Annotated in this window: 14 protein-coding genes; 4 read left to right on the forward strand and 10 right to left on the reverse strand. The window is 64.3% G+C overall.

What is annotated here, in order from left to right; all coding sequences use genetic code 11:
* Nucleotides 1-59: 59 nt before the first annotated feature.
* Complete coding sequence (gene argE / locus ACZ9GA_RS27195) at nucleotides 60-1,208, reverse strand: acetylornithine deacetylase (RefSeq protein WP_457359401.1); 1,149 nt, start codon at nucleotides 1,206-1,208, stop codon at nucleotides 60-62.
* 138 nt (nucleotides 1,209-1,346) lie between these two features.
* On the opposite strand from argE, the gene ACZ9GA_RS27200 reads away from it, so the two are divergent.
* On the forward strand, nucleotides 1,347-2,714 hold the full coding sequence (locus ACZ9GA_RS27200) for a CYTH domain-containing protein (RefSeq protein ID WP_457359399.1): 1,368 nt from the start codon (nucleotides 1,347-1,349) through the stop codon (nucleotides 2,712-2,714).
* A 101-nt stretch (nucleotides 2,715-2,815) separates the two neighbouring features.
* Here the strand turns inward: ACZ9GA_RS27200 and ACZ9GA_RS27205 are convergent, their stop codons facing one another.
* Entirely contained in the window at nucleotides 2,816-3,286 is a 471-nt protein-coding gene (locus tag ACZ9GA_RS27205) for an Lrp/AsnC family transcriptional regulator (protein WP_457359398.1), read from the reverse strand.
* 126 nt (nucleotides 3,287-3,412) lie between these two features.
* Here ACZ9GA_RS27205 and ACZ9GA_RS27210 point away from each other — a divergent pair, with 126 nt between their 5' ends.
* The 3 genes from ACZ9GA_RS27210 (at nucleotide 3,413) to ACZ9GA_RS27220 (ending at nucleotide 6,032) form a co-directional block, all read left to right on the forward strand.
* Complete coding sequence (locus ACZ9GA_RS27210; protein WP_457359396.1) at nucleotides 3,413-3,724, forward strand: hypothetical protein; 312 nt, start codon at nucleotides 3,413-3,415, stop codon at nucleotides 3,722-3,724.
* Between the two features lie 127 nt (nucleotides 3,725-3,851).
* On the forward strand, nucleotides 3,852-5,633 hold the full coding sequence (gene tfpB, locus ACZ9GA_RS27215; protein ID WP_457359395.1) for a type IV pilus assembly ATPase TfpB: 1,782 nt from the start codon (nucleotides 3,852-3,854) through the stop codon (nucleotides 5,631-5,633).
* A 75-nt stretch (nucleotides 5,634-5,708) separates the two neighbouring features.
* Nucleotides 5,709-6,032, forward strand: coding sequence for a DUF2388 domain-containing protein (locus tag ACZ9GA_RS27220; RefSeq protein WP_027979954.1), 324 nt, complete (start codon nucleotides 5,709-5,711; stop codon nucleotides 6,030-6,032).
* Nucleotides 6,033-6,161: 129 nt separating this feature from the next.
* Here the strand turns inward: ACZ9GA_RS27220 and gcvP are convergent, their stop codons facing one another.
* The 8 genes from gcvP to pepP all read right to left on the reverse strand — a co-directional run bounded on the left by gcvP (nucleotide 6,162) and on the right by pepP (nucleotide 17,413).
* A complete protein-coding gene (gene gcvP, locus ACZ9GA_RS27225) occupies nucleotides 6,162-9,038 on the reverse strand; it encodes an aminomethyl-transferring glycine dehydrogenase (RefSeq protein WP_457359393.1) in 2,877 nt (958 codons plus the stop codon).
* A 71-nt stretch (nucleotides 9,039-9,109) separates the two neighbouring features.
* Nucleotides 9,110-9,493 (reverse strand): glycine cleavage system protein GcvH, encoded by a 384-nt coding sequence (gene gcvH / locus ACZ9GA_RS27230; RefSeq protein WP_457359391.1) that lies wholly within the window; start codon nucleotides 9,491-9,493, stop codon nucleotides 9,110-9,112.
* A 45-nt stretch (nucleotides 9,494-9,538) separates the two neighbouring features.
* Nucleotides 9,539-10,621: a glycine cleavage system aminomethyltransferase GcvT gene (gcvT, locus tag ACZ9GA_RS27235; protein WP_457359389.1), complete on the reverse strand. Its 1,083-nt coding sequence runs from the start codon at nucleotides 10,619-10,621 to the stop codon at nucleotides 9,539-9,541.
* Between the two features lie 171 nt (nucleotides 10,622-10,792).
* Nucleotides 10,793-12,391 (reverse strand): ABC transporter permease, encoded by a 1,599-nt coding sequence (locus ACZ9GA_RS27240; protein ID WP_457359387.1) that lies wholly within the window; start codon nucleotides 12,389-12,391, stop codon nucleotides 10,793-10,795.
* A gap of 8 nt (nucleotides 12,392-12,399) precedes the next feature.
* Entirely contained in the window at nucleotides 12,400-13,401 is a 1,002-nt protein-coding gene (locus ACZ9GA_RS27245; RefSeq protein WP_457359386.1) for an extracellular solute-binding protein, read from the reverse strand.
* A 202-nt stretch (nucleotides 13,402-13,603) separates the two neighbouring features.
* Nucleotides 13,604-14,824: a 2-octaprenyl-3-methyl-6-methoxy-1,4-benzoquinol hydroxylase gene (locus tag ACZ9GA_RS27250; RefSeq protein ID WP_457363639.1), complete on the reverse strand. Its 1,221-nt coding sequence runs from the start codon at nucleotides 14,822-14,824 to the stop codon at nucleotides 13,604-13,606.
* A gap of 58 nt (nucleotides 14,825-14,882) precedes the next feature.
* Entirely contained in the window at nucleotides 14,883-16,076 is a 1,194-nt protein-coding gene (ubiH, locus tag ACZ9GA_RS27255) for a 2-octaprenyl-6-methoxyphenyl hydroxylase (protein ID WP_457359384.1), read from the reverse strand.
* Entirely contained in the window at nucleotides 16,073-17,413 is a 1,341-nt protein-coding gene (pepP, locus tag ACZ9GA_RS27260) for a Xaa-Pro aminopeptidase (protein WP_457359382.1), read from the reverse strand. Before pepP ends, ubiH begins: the two co-directional genes overlap by 4 nt.
* Nucleotide 17,414 lies beyond the last annotated feature (1 nt).

Below are 17,414 nucleotides of genomic sequence, written 5' to 3' on the forward strand. Positions count from 1 at the left end.
AACAGGCTTGGCGACACGCGGGCTCTCCTCTCTTCAATACGAATGGGCAACGCAGCGGTTTAGGCAGGTTGCAGGCAATAATGTTCGATCAACTGACGTAATAGACGCACTGTGGGCTCAAGACGTGACATTTCCAGGAATTCTCCCGGCTGGTGCGCGCAGGCAATGTCGCCGGGGCCCAGAATCAGGGTCTCGCAGCCCAGGCGCTGAAGATAAGGCGCTTCGGTGCCGAATGCCACCGCTTCCGCCCGATGGCCGGTCAGGCGTTCGGCCACCTGCACCAGTTCGCAGTCGGCGGCCTGCTCGAAGGGCGGCACTTCGCTGAACAACGGCGCGTAGTCGATTTTGACCTGGTGCAGCTCGGCCAGCGGTGCAAGCTTGCGGCGAATGGCGTCGCGCAGCACCTTGGGGTCCATGCCCGGCAGCGGCCGCAGGTCGAATTCCAGCGAACACTGGCCGCAGATACGGTTGGGGTTGTCGCCGCCGTGGATGCAGCCGAAGTTGAGGGTGGGTTGCGGCACGCTGAACTGCGGGTTGTTGTATTCCACCTGCCACTGCTTGCGCAGGCCCATCAACTCGCTGATGGCGCCGTGCATGGCTTCCATGGCGCTGTGGCCCAGGCTTGGGTCGGAGGAATGGCCGCTGCGTCCCAGAATGTCGATGCGCTCCATCATCACGCCTTTGTGCAGGCGGATCGGCTTGAGCCCGGTCGGCTCGCCGATCACCGCAGCACGGCCCAGGGGCCAACCGGCGGCGGCCAGGGCCTTGGCGCCGGCCATGGAGCTTTCTTCGTCACAGGTGGCGAGAATCAACAGCGGCTGCTTGAAGTCGTGCTGCAGCAGCGGCAGCACGGCTTCGATGATCAGGGCGAAGAAGCCCTTCATGTCGCAACTGCCCAAGCCTACCCAGCGCCCGTCCACCTCGGTGAGCTTGAGCGGGTCGGTCTGCCAGAGCTTTTCGTCGTAGGGCACGGTGTCGCTGTGGCCCGACAGCACCAGGCCGCCAGGGCCGGTGCCACGGCTGGCCAGCAGGTTGAACTTGCCGGGCGACACTTCGTGGATGTCGCACTTGAAACCCAGATCCCCCAGCCAGCTGGCCAACAGGTCGATCACCGGCTGGTTCGACTGGTCCAGGCTGGCCTGGGTGCAGCTCACCGACGGCGCCGCGATCAGGGCGGCGAATTGCTCTTTGAACGTGGGCAGCGGCATGGGCATTCTCCAGGGTGCGAACCCCATCATAGAGCCATTGAGCACTGAGAATAAACCGTGGGGATGCGAGTCCTGTACACTGCACGGCCTTAGCAGTCATCTGCGCTCCTATCAGAACAGCGCCTGGATTCTCCCGCCATGCAAAAAGAAACCGAAATCAAACTGCGCGTCAGCCCCGAAACCCTGGCTGAGCTGCGCGAACACCCGTTGCTGAAAAAACGCAACAAAAGTGGCTGGGAACGCCGTGAGCTGTTCAATCAGTATTTCGACACCCCGACCGGCGAGCTGGCCGCTGCCAAGGTCGCCCTGCGCCTGCGCAAGGACGGCGACGAGGTCATCCAGACCCTCAAGACCCGTGGCCAGAGCGTCGCCGGTCTGTCCGAGCGCAACGAGTACAACTGGGACCTGACCAAGGCCAAGCTGGACTTGAAGAAGCTGGACGGCGAATGCTGGCCTGAAGAACTGGCCGAGCTGGACAAGAAAACCATCAAGCCGGTGTTCACCACCGACTTCGTCCGCGAGCGCGCCGAAATCGCCTGGGGCCGTGGCAAGGCCAAGGTCGTGATTGAAGCCGCCCTGGACCTGGGCAAAGTGATCGTCGGCAAGCAGTCCGAAGACATCTGCGAGCTGGAACTGGAACTGCGCGAAGGCGAGCCTGCCGCGCTGCTGGAACTGGCTGCGGAACTGGCCATCAAGCTGCCGCTGATGCCGTGTGACATCAGCAAGGCCGAGCGTGGTTATCGCCTGGCCGAGCCGGGCAGCTACGCCCTGAGCCTGCCAGCGCCGGAACTCACCGCGGAAATGCCGCTGGACGACACCTTCAACGCCCTGGCCTGGCACCTGCTGGGCAGCAGCCAGCGGCTGGCCGAGCAATACCGGTTCAACGGTCACTGGCGCCTGCTGCAAGACTGGCTGGCTCAGTTGATCGAACTGCGCGCCCTGGCCGGCAGCCTGGGCCAGGCCGCCCCGCGCAGCACCACCCACGAGCTGCGTATCAGCCTGGATGCCCTGCTGGAAGACTGGCGCCCGCTGGTGCAGGCCGGTCAGGAAGATGAAGACGTGCGCCAGGCGGCGCCCGAGCAGTTCGCCGAAGAGCTGCTGGACGTGCGCTGGGGCCTGTTCTCGCTGAACACTTCTCGCTGGCTGATGGACCGCGCCTGGACCGTTGAGCGCAACAACCGTGGCAACCGCCAGGGCGCCGCGCAACTGGCCAACTGGTTGGGCCACTTCCTGGGCGAAGAAGCCGCCGCCCTGCAACTGGGCCGCTACCAGCAGCAGCCCGAAGACCTGGCCGAGCAGCTGCCACGCATCGAGCGCATCCAGGCCTGGCTGCACCATGCCCGCAACGTGCTTGATCTGCCGGAAATGGATCGCCTGTACGGTGAGCTGAACAAGCTGCACGAGCTGGCGGATACCGACATCAGCGACGAAGTGCTGGAAGCACGCGTGCACCAGGCGCTGACGGTGATGCAGAGCCGTGCCTGGAAGCAGATTCTGCGCAAGTAATACCCCTGTAGCCGCTGCCGACAGGCTGCGCTTGCCCTGTGCCTCGCTGAAAGTTTTCAGGGTTCACACAGGCCAGCGCAGCCTGGCGGCAGCGGCTACAGTCAGCGCAGCACCGGCAAGCTGGTGGTGGACTTGATTTCCGACAGCGCCACCGTCGAGTTCACCTCCTGAATCCCCGGCACCAGCGACAGCTTCTCGAAGAAAAACCGCTCGTACGCTTCAATGTCCGGCGTAACGATACGCAGCAGAAAATCCACCGACCCCATCAACACATAACACTCCAACACCTCCGGAAAGCCACGAATCGCGTCGGTAAATTCGGTGAAATTGGAGCGCCCATGGGCATTGAGCTTCACCTCGGCGAATATCTGCGTGTTCAGCCCGATCTTTTTGCGATCTAGCAGCGTCACCTGCCCGCGAATCACCCCCTCCTCCTTGAGCCGCTGAATGCGCCGCCAGCACGGCGACTGCGACAGCCCCACCTGCTCGGCGATCTGCGCGCTGGGTAGCGAGGCGTCCTCCTGCAGCAAGGCCAGAATGCGTCGATCATACTGATCCAGTTCGCTTTGCATAATTAATCCCAATAAGCGCAGTTAGGCGAATCATATAATTCACAGGAACACCGATCTCACTTATTTGAGACAAGAAATACCGGGCTGTCCATGCAAAGCTGTGCCAATCGTTTCCGGAGCCCAGCCATGTCCCTTCACGAAACCCGCAGCGACCACTGGAACGGCCGCCAGCCCACCACCCTGGTGCGTTACCGCCTGGTCGCCGAAGCCGAGCCCGACAGCCTGTGCCGGGTGCTGAACCTGTTGGCCATGCAATACCTGACGCCGCTGTCGCTAAACGTGGTGCGCGAAGATGACCTGTTGCACGTGGACCTGACGGTGGACGGCCTGAGCTGGCACCGCGCTGAAGTGATTGGTCACAAAATGCTCAACCTGATCTGCGTGCTGAGCGTGGACCTGCAGGCCGCGAACGACGAGGGGCTGGCGGCCGCTGGCTGAGCCCTTCGCAAGGCCTTGAAACTTTTTCCCGCCGCCTGCGGCAACCTCAACGGGATTCCCCGGTCTACCTTTTCACTCAGGCACCCCAACAAGCCTGGGTATCGTAGAACCGAGTCAAGGAGCCCGCATGTCCGTCGTCACCGTTACCGAGGACCGCTGGCTGGATTTGAATGAGCTGTTGCGCGACCTGGTGGACCAGGGTTTTCTCAGCCAGGACGGCGCCGAACACGCATTGGCCGCCCGGCGTGGCCTGCGGAACTGCCAGTTGCACCCATTGGAATTCATCGCCGGCCAGCAACTCGAGGACCAAAGCCGCCCAGGCAAGTACCTGGACCTGGAACAACTGACCCTATGGCTTGCCCAGCAGGCCGGGCAACCATACTTGCGCATCGACCCGCTGAAAATCGACGTGGCGGCGCTGACGCCACTGATGTCCTACGGCTTTGCCCAGCGCCACAAGATCATCGCCGTGGCCGCCTCGCGCGGCGCCGTGACGGTAGCCAGCGCCCAGCCTTTTGTCAGCGGCTGGGAAGCAGACCTGACCCACGTGCTCAAGCGCCCGATCAAGCGCGTGGTGGCCAACCCGGCGGAAATCCAGCGCTTCACCGTGGAGTTTTATCGGCTGGCGCGGTCGGTCAGCGGTGCCAACAACGGTGATCCGCGCAGCGGCAACTCGGGCAATTTCGAGCAATTGCTCAATCTCGGCGCCAGCGATCAAGAGCCGGACGCGGACGATGCCCACATCGTCAACATCGTCGACTGGCTGTTCCAATACGCCTTCCAGCAGCGCGCCAGCGATATCCACATCGAACCACGCCGCGAACAAGGCACCGTGCGCTTTCGCATCGACGGCATTCTGCACAATGTCTACCAGTTCCCCCCGCAGGTGGTGATGGCCATTGTCAGCCGCCTGAAGAGCCTGGGGCGCATGAACGTGGCTGAAAAGCGCAAACCCCAGGACGGGCGCGTCAAGACCAAGACCCCGCAGGGCGGCGAGGTGGAGTTGCGCCTGTCCACCCTGCCCACGGCCTTTGGCGAGAAGATGGTGATGCGCATCTTCGACCCCCAGGTGCTGCTCAAGGACTTCCAGGACCTGGGCTTCGGCGCCGACGACCTGCGCCGCTGGGAAGACATGATCAGCCAGCCCAACGGCATCATCCTGGTCACCGGCCCCACCGGCTCGGGCAAGACCACCACGCTGTACACCACGCTCAAGCGCCTGGCCACGCCGCAAGTGAACCTGTGCACCATCGAAGACCCCATCGAGATGGTGGAGCCTGCGTTCAACCAGATGCAGGTGCAGCACAATATCGACCTGACGTTTGCCAGCGGCGTGCGCGCGCTGATGCGGCAGGACCCGGACATCATCATGATCGGCGAGATACGCGACCTGGAGACCGCCGAGATGGCCATCCAGGCCGCGCTGACCGGCCACCTGGTGCTGTCGACTTTGCACACCAACGACGCCCCCAGCGCCATCAGCCGCCTGCTGGAGTTGGGGGTGCCGCATTACCTGATCAAGGCGACGCTGATTGGCGTCATGGCCCAACGATTGGTGCGCACCCTGTGCCCCCATTGCAAGGCCCCTCAGCAGCTGGCCGAAGACGACTGGCAGGCGCTGACACGCCCCTGGCAGGCGCCCCTCCCCAGCCAGGCGCACCAGGCCATCGGCTGCACGGAGTGCCGTGACACGGGCTTTCGCGGGCGGGCCGGGGTGTACGAAATCATGCAGATGACGGACACGGTAAAAGCGCATATCCAGGCGGAGACCGACCTGATGTCGCTCAAGCGCCGGGCCGTGATGGAGGGTATGCGGAGCCTGCGTCTGTCCGGCGCGCAGAAAATCGCCGCCGGCCAGACCACCCTGGAGGAGGTGCTGCGGGTCACCCCGAGAAACGATTTGAAATAGTGTTTGGGCTTTCGGGAACCAAGCTCACCAGGTCAGCATCAAAATACCGAGATAACCCTGTCGGAGTCACCCATCATGCGTCTTAAAACTGCCGTAGTAACGCTTGCCCTGCTCTCGGTACCAGTTGGCTCGGCCATGGCCGATGGTTTCCTGAGAGACGTACTGTCCTCCGGTGCCACCACCGCGTCGACCTACCTGACGTTCCGTCACCACAAGCTGATTGTCGCCGCCCAGGATGACGCCGGCAGCTATGTGGCCAGTAACGGCAGCATCAAGGGGCCGTACCTGGAAGCGGCCATGCAGCAAGTGCGCACGGACAACCCGGGCCTGAAGGCCTCTGACATGGAGTTGGCCAACGCCATTCTGATCAAGGGCTCCGAGCCCGTGGCAGCCGAGTAAAACCGCGGCAGCTTGCTACAAGACGGCGTCGTCTGCATCGCGGCCAAGGCCGGCTCCTACCCCGAACCGCGTAGGAGCCGACTTTAGTCGCGATGCAAACGACGCGGTTTCAAGATAGTTGCGGCTACATCAGCTGCGGTAGTCGTCCACCGGCACGCAGGCGCAATACAGGTTTCTATCCCCATACACATTGTCGACCCGGTTCACCGCTGGCCAGTATTTATGCGCCCGCGTGTGGCTGCTGGGGGTCACTGCCTGGGCAATCGTATACGGCCTTTCCCAGGTACCCGTGACATCCGCCAAGGTGTGGGGTGCGCGTTTGAGCGGGTTGTCTTCCCCAGGCCATTCACCACTCGCCACCCTGGCAATCTCGGCGCGAATGCTCAGCATGGCCTCGACAAAACGGTCCAGCTCCGCCTTGGACTCACTCTCGGTAGGCTCGATCATCAACGTGCCAGGCACCGGGAATGACATGGTCGGCGCATGGAAGCCAAAGTCCATCAACCGCTTGGCCACATCCTCCTCGCTGATGCCGGTCTGCGCCTTCAGAGGCCGTAAGTCCAGAATGCACTCATGGGCCACGCGGCCGTTGCGCCCGCTGTAAAGCACAGGAAACGCCCCGCCCAGCTGCTGCGCCAGGTAGTTGGCCGACAAAATCGCCACCTCAGTGGCATCCACCAATTGCGGCCCCATCATCGCGATGTACATCCAGCTGATCGGCAGGATGCTGGCGCTGCCCCACGGCGCGGCACTGACAGCGCCATTGTTGGGCAGCGGCCCGTCGATGGACACCACCGGGTGGTTGGCGACGAAGGGCGCCAGGTGCGCCCGCACGCCGATCGGGCCCATGCCTGGCCCACCGCCGCCATGGGGGATGCAGAACGTCTTGTGCAGGTTCATGTGCGACACGTCGGCGCCAATGTCGGCCGGCCGCGCCAGCCCTACCTGGGCATTGAGGTTGGCGCCATCCATGTACACCTGCCCACCGTGCTGGTGCACCACTTCGCAGATCTCGACAATGCCCTCTTCGTACACGCCGTGGGTGGATGGGTAGGTGGCCATCAGGCATGACAACTTGTCCCCCGCCGCCCGGGTCTTGGCCTTGAGATCTTCTAGGTCGACATTGCCGGCCTCGTCGCATTCGACGATCACCACCTGCATGCTGGCCATCTGCGCGGACGCGGGATTGGTGCCATGGGCCGAGGCGGGAATCAGGCAGATGTTGCGTTGCCCCTGTTGGCGGCTCTCATGGTATTTGCGGATCGCCAGCAGCCCGGCGTACTCGCCCTGGGCGCCGGAGTTGGGCTGCATGCAGATGGCATCGAAGCCGGTGATCGCGCACAGCCATTGCTCAAGCTCGTCGATCATCGCCTTGTACCCACGCGCCTGCTCCGTGGGCGCAAACGGGTGCAGATTGGCAAAGCCGGGCCAGGTGATGGGGATCATCTCGCTGGTCGCGTTGAGCTTCATGGTGCAGGAGCCCAGCGGGATCATCGACTGATTAAGCGCCAGGTCCTTGTTCTCCAACTGCTTGAGGTAACGCAGCATCTCGGTTTCGCTGTGGTGCTGGTTGAATACGGGGTGGGTCAGGTAGGTCGATGTGCGTTCAAGCCCAGGCGGGATAGCGGACGGCAGGGCTTCGGCATCCAGGGTGCCCACGTCCAGGCCGTGATCGGCACCCAGCAGAATGTCCCACAGCAACCCCACGGTGGCGGCATCGCAGGTTTCGTCCAGGCTCAGACCCACGCGGCCGCGCCCCAGAATGCGCAGGTTCACGTGCACGGCCTGGGCGCTCTCGATGACCGCTGTCTGGGCGCCGCCCACCTCCAGCGTCAGGGTGTCGAAGAAATGCTGGTTGAGGCGCTTGATGCCTTTGCGCTCAAGCCCTGCGGCCAAAATCTGCGTCAGGCGATGTACGCGCTGGGCAATGCGCTGCAGCCCGATTGGGCCATGGTAGACGGCATAGAACGCGGCGATATTGGCCAGCAGCACCTGGGCGGTGCAGATGTTGGAGTTGGCCTTCTCGCGGCGGATATGCTGCTCGCGGGTTTGCAGGGCCATGCGCAGGGCGACATTGCCCCGCGCATCCTTGGACACGCCGATGATACGGCCGGGAATGGCCCGCTTGTAATCCTCGCGGCTGGCAAAAAAGGCCGCGTGGGGGCCGCCATAGCCCATGGGCACGCCGAAGCGCTGGGTGGAGCCGAACACCACGTCGGCCCCCAGTTCGCCAGGCGGTGTCAGCACCAGCAGGCTCAACAGGTCGGCGCCCACACAAGCGATGGCCTGGCGGGCATGCAACTGTTCGATCACAGGGCGCAGGTCGCGCACCTCGCCATGGGTGTCGGGGTACTGCAGTACCGCGCCGAACACGTCGTGGCTGGCCAGGCTATCCACCGTGTCGATGATTAGCTCAATGCCGAAACCTTCGGCGCGGGTCTGCACCACGGACAAGGTCTGCGGGTGGCACTGGCTGTCGATGAAAAAACGCGGGCTTTTCGATTTGCTCACCCGTCGCGCCAGCGCCATGGCCTCGGCGGCAGCCGTGGCTTCGTCCAGCAGCGAGGCGTTGGCCAGCTCCAGGCCCGTGAGGTCGATGACCATCTGCTGGAAATTGAGCAGCGCTTCCAGACGGCCTTGGGCTATCTCGGGCTGATAAGGGGTGTAGGCGGTGTACCAGCCGGGATTTTCCAGCACGTTGCGCAGGATCACGCCGGGGGTCAGGGTGCCGTGGTAGCCCATGCCGATCAGGCTGGTCCACACCTGGTTCTGTTCGGCGTAGCCGCGCAGTCTGGCCAGGGCGGCGGTTTCATCCAGGGCGGTGGGCAGGTCCAGCGGGCGGTTGAAACGGATGCTGGGGGGGACGGTCTGTTCGATCAGTTCGACACGGCTGGCAAGGCCCAGGGCATCGAGCATGGCACGCTGTTCGGCGGCATCGGGACCCAGGTGGCGCCTGGCGAAGGCGTCCGGGTCTTGCAGTTCGCTCAGGGGTGGCAGGCGGGACATGGCGGTGCTCTCTTTCTGGACTGAACGTGGCCACGTTCAGTCTAGAAAGAGATTGCCGCCTGCGTCGGAAGTTATTCGCCGATGGCGGCTTTGTAACCGGCAGCGTCCAGCAGTTTGTCCAGTTCAGCCGTGTCGCTTGGCTTGAGCTTGAAGATCCAGGCGCTGTAAGGCTCCTCGTTCAGCTGTTCAGGGCTGTCGGCCAGCTCTTCGTTTATAGCGATCACTTCGCCCGACACCGGCGAGTAGATGTCCGAAGCAGCCTTCACCGACTCAACCACACCGGCGGCCTCGCCTGCGGCGTACACTTTGCCCACTTCGGTCAGCTCGACGAACACCACGTCACCCAGGGCTTCCTGGGCGTGGTCGGAAATGCCCACGGTCACGGTGCCATCGGCTTCCAGACGGGCCCACTCGTGGCTCTCGGCAAAACGCAGGTCAGCTGGGATATTGCTCATGATTTTCTTGTCCTCGACAGGGTCAGCGGCAGGCCCGCAAAATGTTCAGATCAGGGTTTTACCATGGCGCACGAACGTGGGGCGCACCACCCGTACCGGGTACCACTTGCCGCGGATTTCAACCTCGGCACGGTCGGCGGTGGCCATCGGCACCCGCGCCAGGGCGATCGATTTGCTCAACGTAGGTGAGAAACTACCACTGGTGATCTCCCCTTCGCCAATTTCTGCGATACGAACTACCTGGTGGGCCCGCAATACACCGCGCTCCTCCAGTACCAGGCCGACCAATTTTTCGCCAACGCCCTGTTCGCATTCGGCTTCCAGGGCGGCGCGGCCGATGAACTCACGGGCGGTGGGTTCCCAGGCAATGCTCCAGGCCATGTTCGAGGTCAGCGGCGAATGCGCCTGGTCGATATCCTGCCCGTAGAGGTTCATGCCCGCCTCCAGACGCAGCGTATCCCGGGCCCCCAGGCCGATTGGCGAGATGCCGGCCCCGACCAGATCGTTGAAAAAAGCGGGCGCCTGATCGGCCGGCAAGACGATTTCCAGACCGTCTTCACCGGTATAGCCGGTGCGGGCGATGAACCAGTCACCGTCGGTCAGGCCCTGGAAAGGTTTGAGCTGGCTGATCAGATTGGCGCGGGCCTGGCTGACCAATTGCGCGACCTTATGCCGCGCCTCGGGGCCCTGAATGGCGAGCATGGCCAGTTCGGGGCGCTCGCTGATCTGCACATCGAAATCGGCGCCGATGCGCTCGATCCAGGCCAGGTCCTGCTGGCGGGTGGCCGCATTGACCACCAGCCGGTAACCGTCCTGAACCAGGTACACAATCATGTCGTCGACGATGCCGCCGCGCTCGTCGAGCATGGCACTGTACAGCGCCGAACCGGTGGCTTGCAGGCGCTCGACATCGTTGGCCAGCAGGCGCTGGAGGAACGACCGGGCGTGCGGCCCGGCGATGTCGATCACTGTCATGTGCGATACATCGAACACGCCGCAGTCGCGACGCACCTGGTGGTGCTCCTCAACCTGCGATCCATAATGCAGGGGCATGTCCCAACCGCCAAAATCGACCATTTTGGCGCCTAGGGCCAAGTGCAGGTCATAGAGAGGCGTACGCTGTCCCATGGGTTTCTCCTTCCGGGATTGGCGAAAGCGCGAATACTGGGCAAATCACCCGCAGGGCTCTGGAACAGGGCTTTGCGGGGTGCCTATAAAACCAGTTCACAATGACCGGCCGCGCAGAATGCCGCGCATTGTAGCCGCAAGGCGCGGCCCTGACACCTTTGGGCACAGGCGTCATGAGGTTTGACCGATCCGTCGTGCCGAACGTCGAATCAGGCCGATAACCGGCAGCAATCCCACCAGCACCAACGTCAATGCCGGCAGCGAGGCCCGGGCCCACTCCCCTTCACTGGTCATTTCGAAGATACGCACCGCCAGCGTGTCCCAGCCGAAGGGGCGCATCAACAGCGTAGCGGGCATTTCCTTCAGCACGTCGACGAACACCAGCAGCGCCGCGCTCAGGGCACCGGGCAGCAGCAACGGCAGGTAGACCCGGCCAAACAGGCGCGCACCGCCAACGCCTAGGCTGCGTGACGCCTCGGGCAACGACGGGCGGATCTTGGCCAGGCTGCTTTCCAGCGGGCCGTAGGCCACCGCCATGAAACGCACCAGGTAGGCCAGCAACAGCGCAGTCAGGCTGCCCAGCAGCAGCGGTCGGCCTGCCACGGGGATGACCAGCGCCTTGTCCAGGTAACTGAAGGCCAGCATGATCGACACCGCCAGCACCGAACCCGGCAAGGCGTAGCCCAGATTTGCGAGCCCCACGCCCACACCGATGCCGCGCGTGGGCACCAGACGCCGGGCGAACGCCAGCAGCAGCGCCAGCGTCACGGTCACCAGTGAGGCCAGGCCGCCCAGGTACAGGGTGTGCAGGATCAGCCCCCCATAACGCTCATCCAGATCGAAGCGACCGCGCTGCCAGCACCACACAATCAGTTGCAGCACCGGCACCACGAACGCACAGGTGAACACCAGGCCACACCACGTGGTGGCGGCGGCCGCCCGCCAGCCGTGCAAGCGATACAGCATCTGCCCACGCACCCGTTCGCTGCCAGCATGGACCGCACCACGCATGCGCCGCTCGCCATACAGTACCAGCACCACGGCGATCAGCAGCAGGCTGGCCAGTTGCGCTGCGCTGGACAGGCTGAAGAAGCCGTACCAGGTCTTGTAGATGGCCGTGGTGAAGGTGTCGAAATTGAACACAGCCACGGCGCCAAAGTCGGCCAGGGTTTCCATCATCGCCAGGGCGATGCCCGCGCCAATGGCCGGCCGCGCCATGGGCAAGGCAATCCGCCAGAAAGCCTGCCAGGGCGTCTGCCCCAGCACCCGCGCCGCCTCCATCAGGCCGCGCCCCTGGGCCAGGAACGCAGTACGCGCCAGCAGGTAGACATAGGGGTAGAACACCAGCACCAGGACGATAATCACGCCGCCGGTGGAACGCACACGTGGCAGGCGCAAACCGCTGCCAAACCATTCGCGCAGCAGCGTCTGCACGGGGCCGGCGAAATCCAGCAGGCCGACGAAAACGAACGCCAGCACGTAAGCGGGAATGGCGAAGGGCAGCATCAGTGCCCAGTCCAGCCAGCGCCGCCCCGGGAACTGGCACAGGCTGGTCAGCCACGCCAGGCTCACGCCCAGCAGGGTCACGCCAACGCCGACGCCCAGCAGCAAGGTCAGGGTATTGCCCAGGAGCCGTGGCAACTGGGTGGCCCACAAGTGCTCCCAGATCGATGCGTCGATGCTCTGCCACGACAGCAGCAACACGCTGAGTGGCAACAACACCAGCGCCGCCATGGCGTAGACCGGCAGGTACCAGCGGCGCTGGTGCATGGGCTGTGTCAATTCCAGCCGGCACGGTCCATCAGGCGGATGGCCTCGGCCTGACGCTTGCCGGCCACTTCAACCGGCAGGGTGTCGGCCTTGAAGCTGCCCCAGCTGGCCACTTCGGCGGAAGGCTGCACATGGGGGTTGGCGGGGAATTCCTGGTTGGTGTCGGCGAAGATCTTCTGCGCCTCCGGGCCGGTCATCCACTCCACCAGTGCCTTGGCGGCCTTGGGATGCGGTGCGTGGCGGGTCAGGCCGATGCCCGACAGGTTCACGTGCACGCCACGGTCGCCCTGGTTGGGCCAGAACAGCTTGATCGGCAGTTGCGGGTCCTGACGGTGCAGGCGGCCGTAGTAGTAGGTGTTGACGATGCCCACGTCGCACTGGCCGGCCTTGATGGCCTGCAGCACGGCAATGTCGTCGGAGAACACGTCGGTGGACAGGTTGTTGACCCAGCCCTTGAGAATGGTCTCGGTCTGCGGCGCACCATGGGTTTCGATCAGCGTGGCGGTCAGCGACTGGTTGTAGACTTTTTTGGCCGTGCGCAGGCACAGGCGCCCTTCCCATTGCGAATCAGCCAGGGCCTCGTAGGTGGACAGCTCCTGCGGCTTCACCCGGTCGCTTGCATAGGCGATGGTACGCGCCCGCAGGCTCAGGCCGGTCCAGTCCTGGCTGGCGGCGCGGTACTGCGGTGGGATGTTGGCTTCGATGACGCTGGACTGGATGGGCTGCAGGATGCCCATCTGCTCGGCTTGCCACAGGTTGCCGGCGTCCACGGTCAGCAGCAGGTCGGCGGTGGCGTGTTCACCTTCGGCCTTGATGCGCTGCATCAGCGGCGCTTCCTTGTCGGTGATGAACTTGATCGGCACGCCGGTTTTCGCGGTGTAGGCGTCGAATACCGGTTTGATCAACTCGTCGATGCGCGAGGAATACACCACCACCTCGTCGGCGGCGCGGGCTTCATGGGCGAACAAGGTCAGGGCCAGTGCAGTCAGGACACGCTTGGTCGCCAGCATGGGAAATACTCTCGAAGTCGATTGAGCAGCGAATGGTAGAGAATCACTTTTGCCATCTCAATCGAACTCGAAAGTAAGCAGTTACCAGATGTTTCCCAGAAGTTTCGATAACCCTGTAGCCGCTGCCGAAGGCTGCGCTGGCCCTCGTTTACACTGCATATCTATAGCGAATGGAAGGGCCAGCGCGGCCTGGCGGCAGCGGCTACAGTGGGCGAGCAAGCTCCGGCAGGTCGCCGCTCAAGCCCAGGGCCTGGCGCACGAACATGGCCTTGGCTTCGGGCATCTGCTCTACCCACTTCAAGCCGCTGTTGCGCAACCACCGCAACGGCAGCGGGTCGGCCTGGAACAAGCGCTCGAAGCCTTCCATGGCCGCCATCAGTGCCAGGTTATGGGGCATGCGACGGCGCTCGTAGCGGCTGAGCACGCGCACATCGGCCAAGCGCTCGCCGCGGCCGTGGGCGTGCAGCAGTTCTTCAGCCAGCACGGCGGCGTCAAGGAAGCCCAGGTTCACGCCCTGCCCGGCCAGCGGGTGGATGGTGTGCGCGGCGTCGCCGATCAGTACCAGGCCTTCGGCCACGTAGCGTTTGGCGTGGCGCTGGCGCAGCGGCACGCACAGGCGCTTGTCGGCATGCTCGACGGTGCCCAGACGGCCTTCGAAGGCACGCTCCAATTGGGCGCAGAAGGCCTGGTCGTCCAGCGCCATCAGGTGTTCGGCTTCCGTCGGCGTGGTGGACCAGACGATCGAGCACCAGTGCTGCTGATCAGCATGGTCCAGCGGCAGAAATGCCAGCGGACCGTCATCGGTAAAGCGCTGCCAGGCGGTGCGCTGGTGCGGCTGGGCGCAGCGCACGCTGGTGACGATGGCGTGGTGCAGGTAATCCCACTCGCGGGTTTCACACCCGGCCAGGCGGCGTACGGCGGAATGCGCGCCGTCGGCGGCCACCACCAGCGGCGTGCGCACCGTACGGCCGTCGGCCAGGGTCAGCAGCCAGTCATCGCCGGAGCGGCGCAGTTGCTCCAGGCGCGCGTTGGCCAGCAGGCCGGTGTCGCTGTCGTGCAGCTGCTCCAGCAACGCGTCCTGCACCACGCGGTTCTCAACGATATGGCCCAGCACTTCGGCGTGCACGCTGGCCGCGCTGAAGTGGATGTGGCCGGTGCCACTGCCATCCCAGACGCTCATCTCGCCATAGGGGCTGGCACGACGGCGGGCAATGCCCTCCCAGGCGCCCAGGCGCTCGAGGATGCGCTGGCTGGCTGCCGACAGGGCGCTGACACGCGGTTCGAAGGGTGCCTGCGCATCAAACGCCTTGACGCTCAACGGGCTGCCGTCGACCACCAGGATTTCCAGGCCGCTGTTCTGCAACGCCAGGGCCAGGGCACTGCCCACCATGCCGGCGCCGACTACTACCAGATCTGCACGCATTTCCATGCTCAAGCCTGTTCCACGGGGGTGATAGGGAGGTAAACCGACAGGGTCATGTTCAACCCTGCATATCGGCGCGGGTGCCCAGGCCCATGGCCTGGCGAGCGAACCAGCGCTTGGCCGGGGGCAGCAGGTCCAGGCCCAGCAGGCCCAGGTTGCGACCGGCAGCCACCAGCGGTTGGGACGAGCCGAACAGGCGCGTGACCTTGTCGGAAAAGCCGACCGTCAGGTCCTGATCCACGCGCTGCCGCTCGCGGTAACGCTGCAAGGTAGCGAAGTCGCCCAGCGGCGCCTGGCTGGCCAGTAACGCGTCGGCCAGCGACTGCACATCGCGCAGGGACAGGTTGAAACCCTGCCCGGCAATCGGGTGCAGCGCGTGGGCAGCGTTGCCCAGCACCACCAGGTTGGAGCGTATCTGCTCCTCGGCCTCGACCAGCGTCAGCGGGTACAGGTGCCGCGCGCCGACCTGCTGCAAGGTGCCCAGGCGGTAGCCGAACACGCCTTGCAGCTCGCGCAGGAAGGCACGCTCGTCGATCTCGGCCAAGCGCTTGGCGTCCATGCCCTGACGGGTCCACACCAGGGCGCAGCGGTTGTCCGGCAGCGGCAGCAAAGCCATGGGGCCGTCGTCGGTGAAGCGTTCAAAGGCCAGGCCTTCGTGGGGCTGGCTGGGGCTGATGTTGGCGATCAGCGCGCTCTGGTCGTAAGGCCGCTGACGCACGCCGATACCCAGTTGCTCGCGCAGGCCGGAACGCCCGCCATCGGCCAGCACCGCCAGGTCGCAATCCAGACTGGTGTCGTCGTTCAGCGTCAGGCGATAGCCTTCTTCCAACACCTGCATGCGGGTGACTTCGGCAGGTACCCGCCAGCTCACCACCTCGGGGTCCAGCGCCTGCCACAGGCATTGGCCCAGCCAGGCGTTTTCCACCACGTAGCCCAGCGCCGGCACGCCTTCTTCCAGCGCCGTCAGACGGGTGACACCAAAACGGCCACGGTCGGAGACATGGATCTGCTTGATCGGTTGGGCGCGGCGATGGATAAGCTGCCACAGCCCCAGGCGCTCGTAGATCTGCCGGGTGCCGAACGACAGCGCCGAGGAGCGCGCGTCGTAGCTGGGCTGATAGGTATCGCCCGGGGCGAAGGGTTCGATCAGGGTGATCTTCCAGCCCCGCGCCTTGGCGCCGGCCTGCAGGGCCAGGGCCAGGCTGGCGCCGACCAGGCCGCCGCCGATGATTGCCAGATTTACGCGATTCATGCGGCCTCGGTACGTGCTTGAGCCATCAGGGCTTCGATTTCGGCAACGGTTTTCGGCACGTCGCGGGTAAGGATGTCGCAACCGCTGCGGGTCACCACCACATCGTCCTCGATGCGCACGCCAATGCCGCGCCACTTCTTGGCGACTTTCTGGTTATCGGGGCTGATGTAGATGCCCGGCTCGACCGTCAGGGTCATGCCCGGCTCCAGCACCCGCCACTCGCCGCCCACGCGGTAATCGCCGACATCGTGCACGTCCAGTCCCAGCCAGTGGCCGGCACGGTGCATGTAGAAGGCGCGGTAAGCTTCGCTGACGATCAGTTCGCGTACGTCACCCTGCAGCAGGCCCAGCTCCGCCAGGCCTTCGGTGATGACGCGCACGGTGGCCTCGTGGGCTTCGTTCCAGTGACGGTTGGGGCCGATGGCGGCAAACGCCGCTTCCTGGCTCTTGAGCACCAGCTCGTAGATAGCCTTTTGCTCGGGCGAAAACTTGCCACTGACCGGGAAGGTACGGGTGATGTCGCTGGCATAGCAGTCGATCTCGCAACCGGCGTCGATCAGCACCAGGTCGCCGTCCTTGAGCAGCGCGTCATTCTCTTGATAGTGGAGGATGCAGCTGTTGCGCCCGGCGGCGACGATGGAGCCGTAGGCCGGCATCTTCGCGCCGCCCTTGCGGAATTCATAATCCAGCTCGGCTTCCAGGCTGTACTCGTGCAGCCCCGCGCGGCAGGCCTGCATGGCGCGCACATGGGCACGGGCGGAGATCTGCGCGGCATGGCGCATCACTTTCACCTCGTTGGCCGATTTGTACAGGCGCATGTCGTGCAGCAGATGGTCCAGCGCCACGAATTCCTCGGGCGGCTGCGAGCCCAGATCGGCCTTGGAACGGATCACGTTGATCCACTCCATCAGGTGCCGGTCGAACTCGGTGTTGCTGCCCATAGCTGTGTACACCCGGTCGCGGCCTTCGATCAGGCCGGGCAGGATGTCGTCGATATCGGTGATGGGGAACGCATCATCGGCGCCATATTCGCGAATGGCGCCTTCCTGCCCGGCGCGCAGGCCGTCCCACAGCTCGCGCTCGGGATTGCGTTCGCGGCAGAACAGCACGTATTCCCCGTGCTCGCGGCCAGGGATCAAGGCGATCACCGCCTCGGGCTCGGGGAAGCCGCTCAGGTACTGGAAGTCGCTGTCCTGGCGGTACACATGCTCCACATCGCGGTTGCGGATGGCCACTGCAGCGGCCGGCAGGATCGCGATGCTGTTGGGCTCCATCTGTGCCATCAGAGCCTTGCGTCGACGAGCGTATTCCGACTTCGGGATATGAATTACTGGCACA

The organism is Pseudomonas sp. TE3644, assembly GCF_056278815.1.

Bases quoted from the DNA above. Each gene is read 5' to 3' on its own strand.
- argE (WP_457359401.1), bottom strand. From the start codon at position 1,208: ATGCCGCTGCCCACGTTCAAAGAGCAATTCGCCGCCCTGATCGCGGCG.
- ACZ9GA_RS27200 (WP_457359399.1), top strand. From the start codon at position 1,347: ATGCAAAAAGAAACCGAAATCAAACTGCGCGTCAGCCCCGAAACCCTG.
- ACZ9GA_RS27205 (WP_457359398.1), bottom strand. From the start codon at position 3,286: ATGCAAAGCGAACTGGATCAGTATGATCGACGCATTCTGGCCTTGCTG.
- ACZ9GA_RS27210 (WP_457359396.1), top strand. From the start codon at position 3,413: ATGTCCCTTCACGAAACCCGCAGCGACCACTGGAACGGCCGCCAGCCC.
- tfpB (WP_457359395.1), top strand. From the start codon at position 3,852: ATGTCCGTCGTCACCGTTACCGAGGACCGCTGGCTGGATTTGAATGAG.
- ACZ9GA_RS27220 (WP_027979954.1), top strand. From the start codon at position 5,709: ATGCGTCTTAAAACTGCCGTAGTAACGCTTGCCCTGCTCTCGGTACCA.
- gcvP (WP_457359393.1), bottom strand. From the start codon at position 9,038: ATGTCCCGCCTGCCACCCCTGAGCGAACTGCAAGACCCGGACGCCTTC.
- gcvH (WP_457359391.1), bottom strand. From the start codon at position 9,493: ATGAGCAATATCCCAGCTGACCTGCGTTTTGCCGAGAGCCACGAGTGG.
- gcvT (WP_457359389.1), bottom strand. From the start codon at position 10,621: ATGGGACAGCGTACGCCTCTCTATGACCTGCACTTGGCCCTAGGCGCC.
- ACZ9GA_RS27240 (WP_457359387.1), bottom strand. From the start codon at position 12,391: ATGCACCAGCGCCGCTGGTACCTGCCGGTCTACGCCATGGCGGCGCTG.
- ACZ9GA_RS27245 (WP_457359386.1), bottom strand. From the start codon at position 13,401: ATGCTGGCGACCAAGCGTGTCCTGACTGCACTGGCCCTGACCTTGTTC.
- ACZ9GA_RS27250 (WP_457363639.1), bottom strand. From the start codon at position 14,824: ATGCGTGCAGATCTGGTAGTAGTCGGCGCCGGCATGGTGGGCAGTGCC.
- ubiH (WP_457359384.1), bottom strand. From the start codon at position 16,076: ATGAATCGCGTAAATCTGGCAATCATCGGCGGCGGCCTGGTCGGCGCC.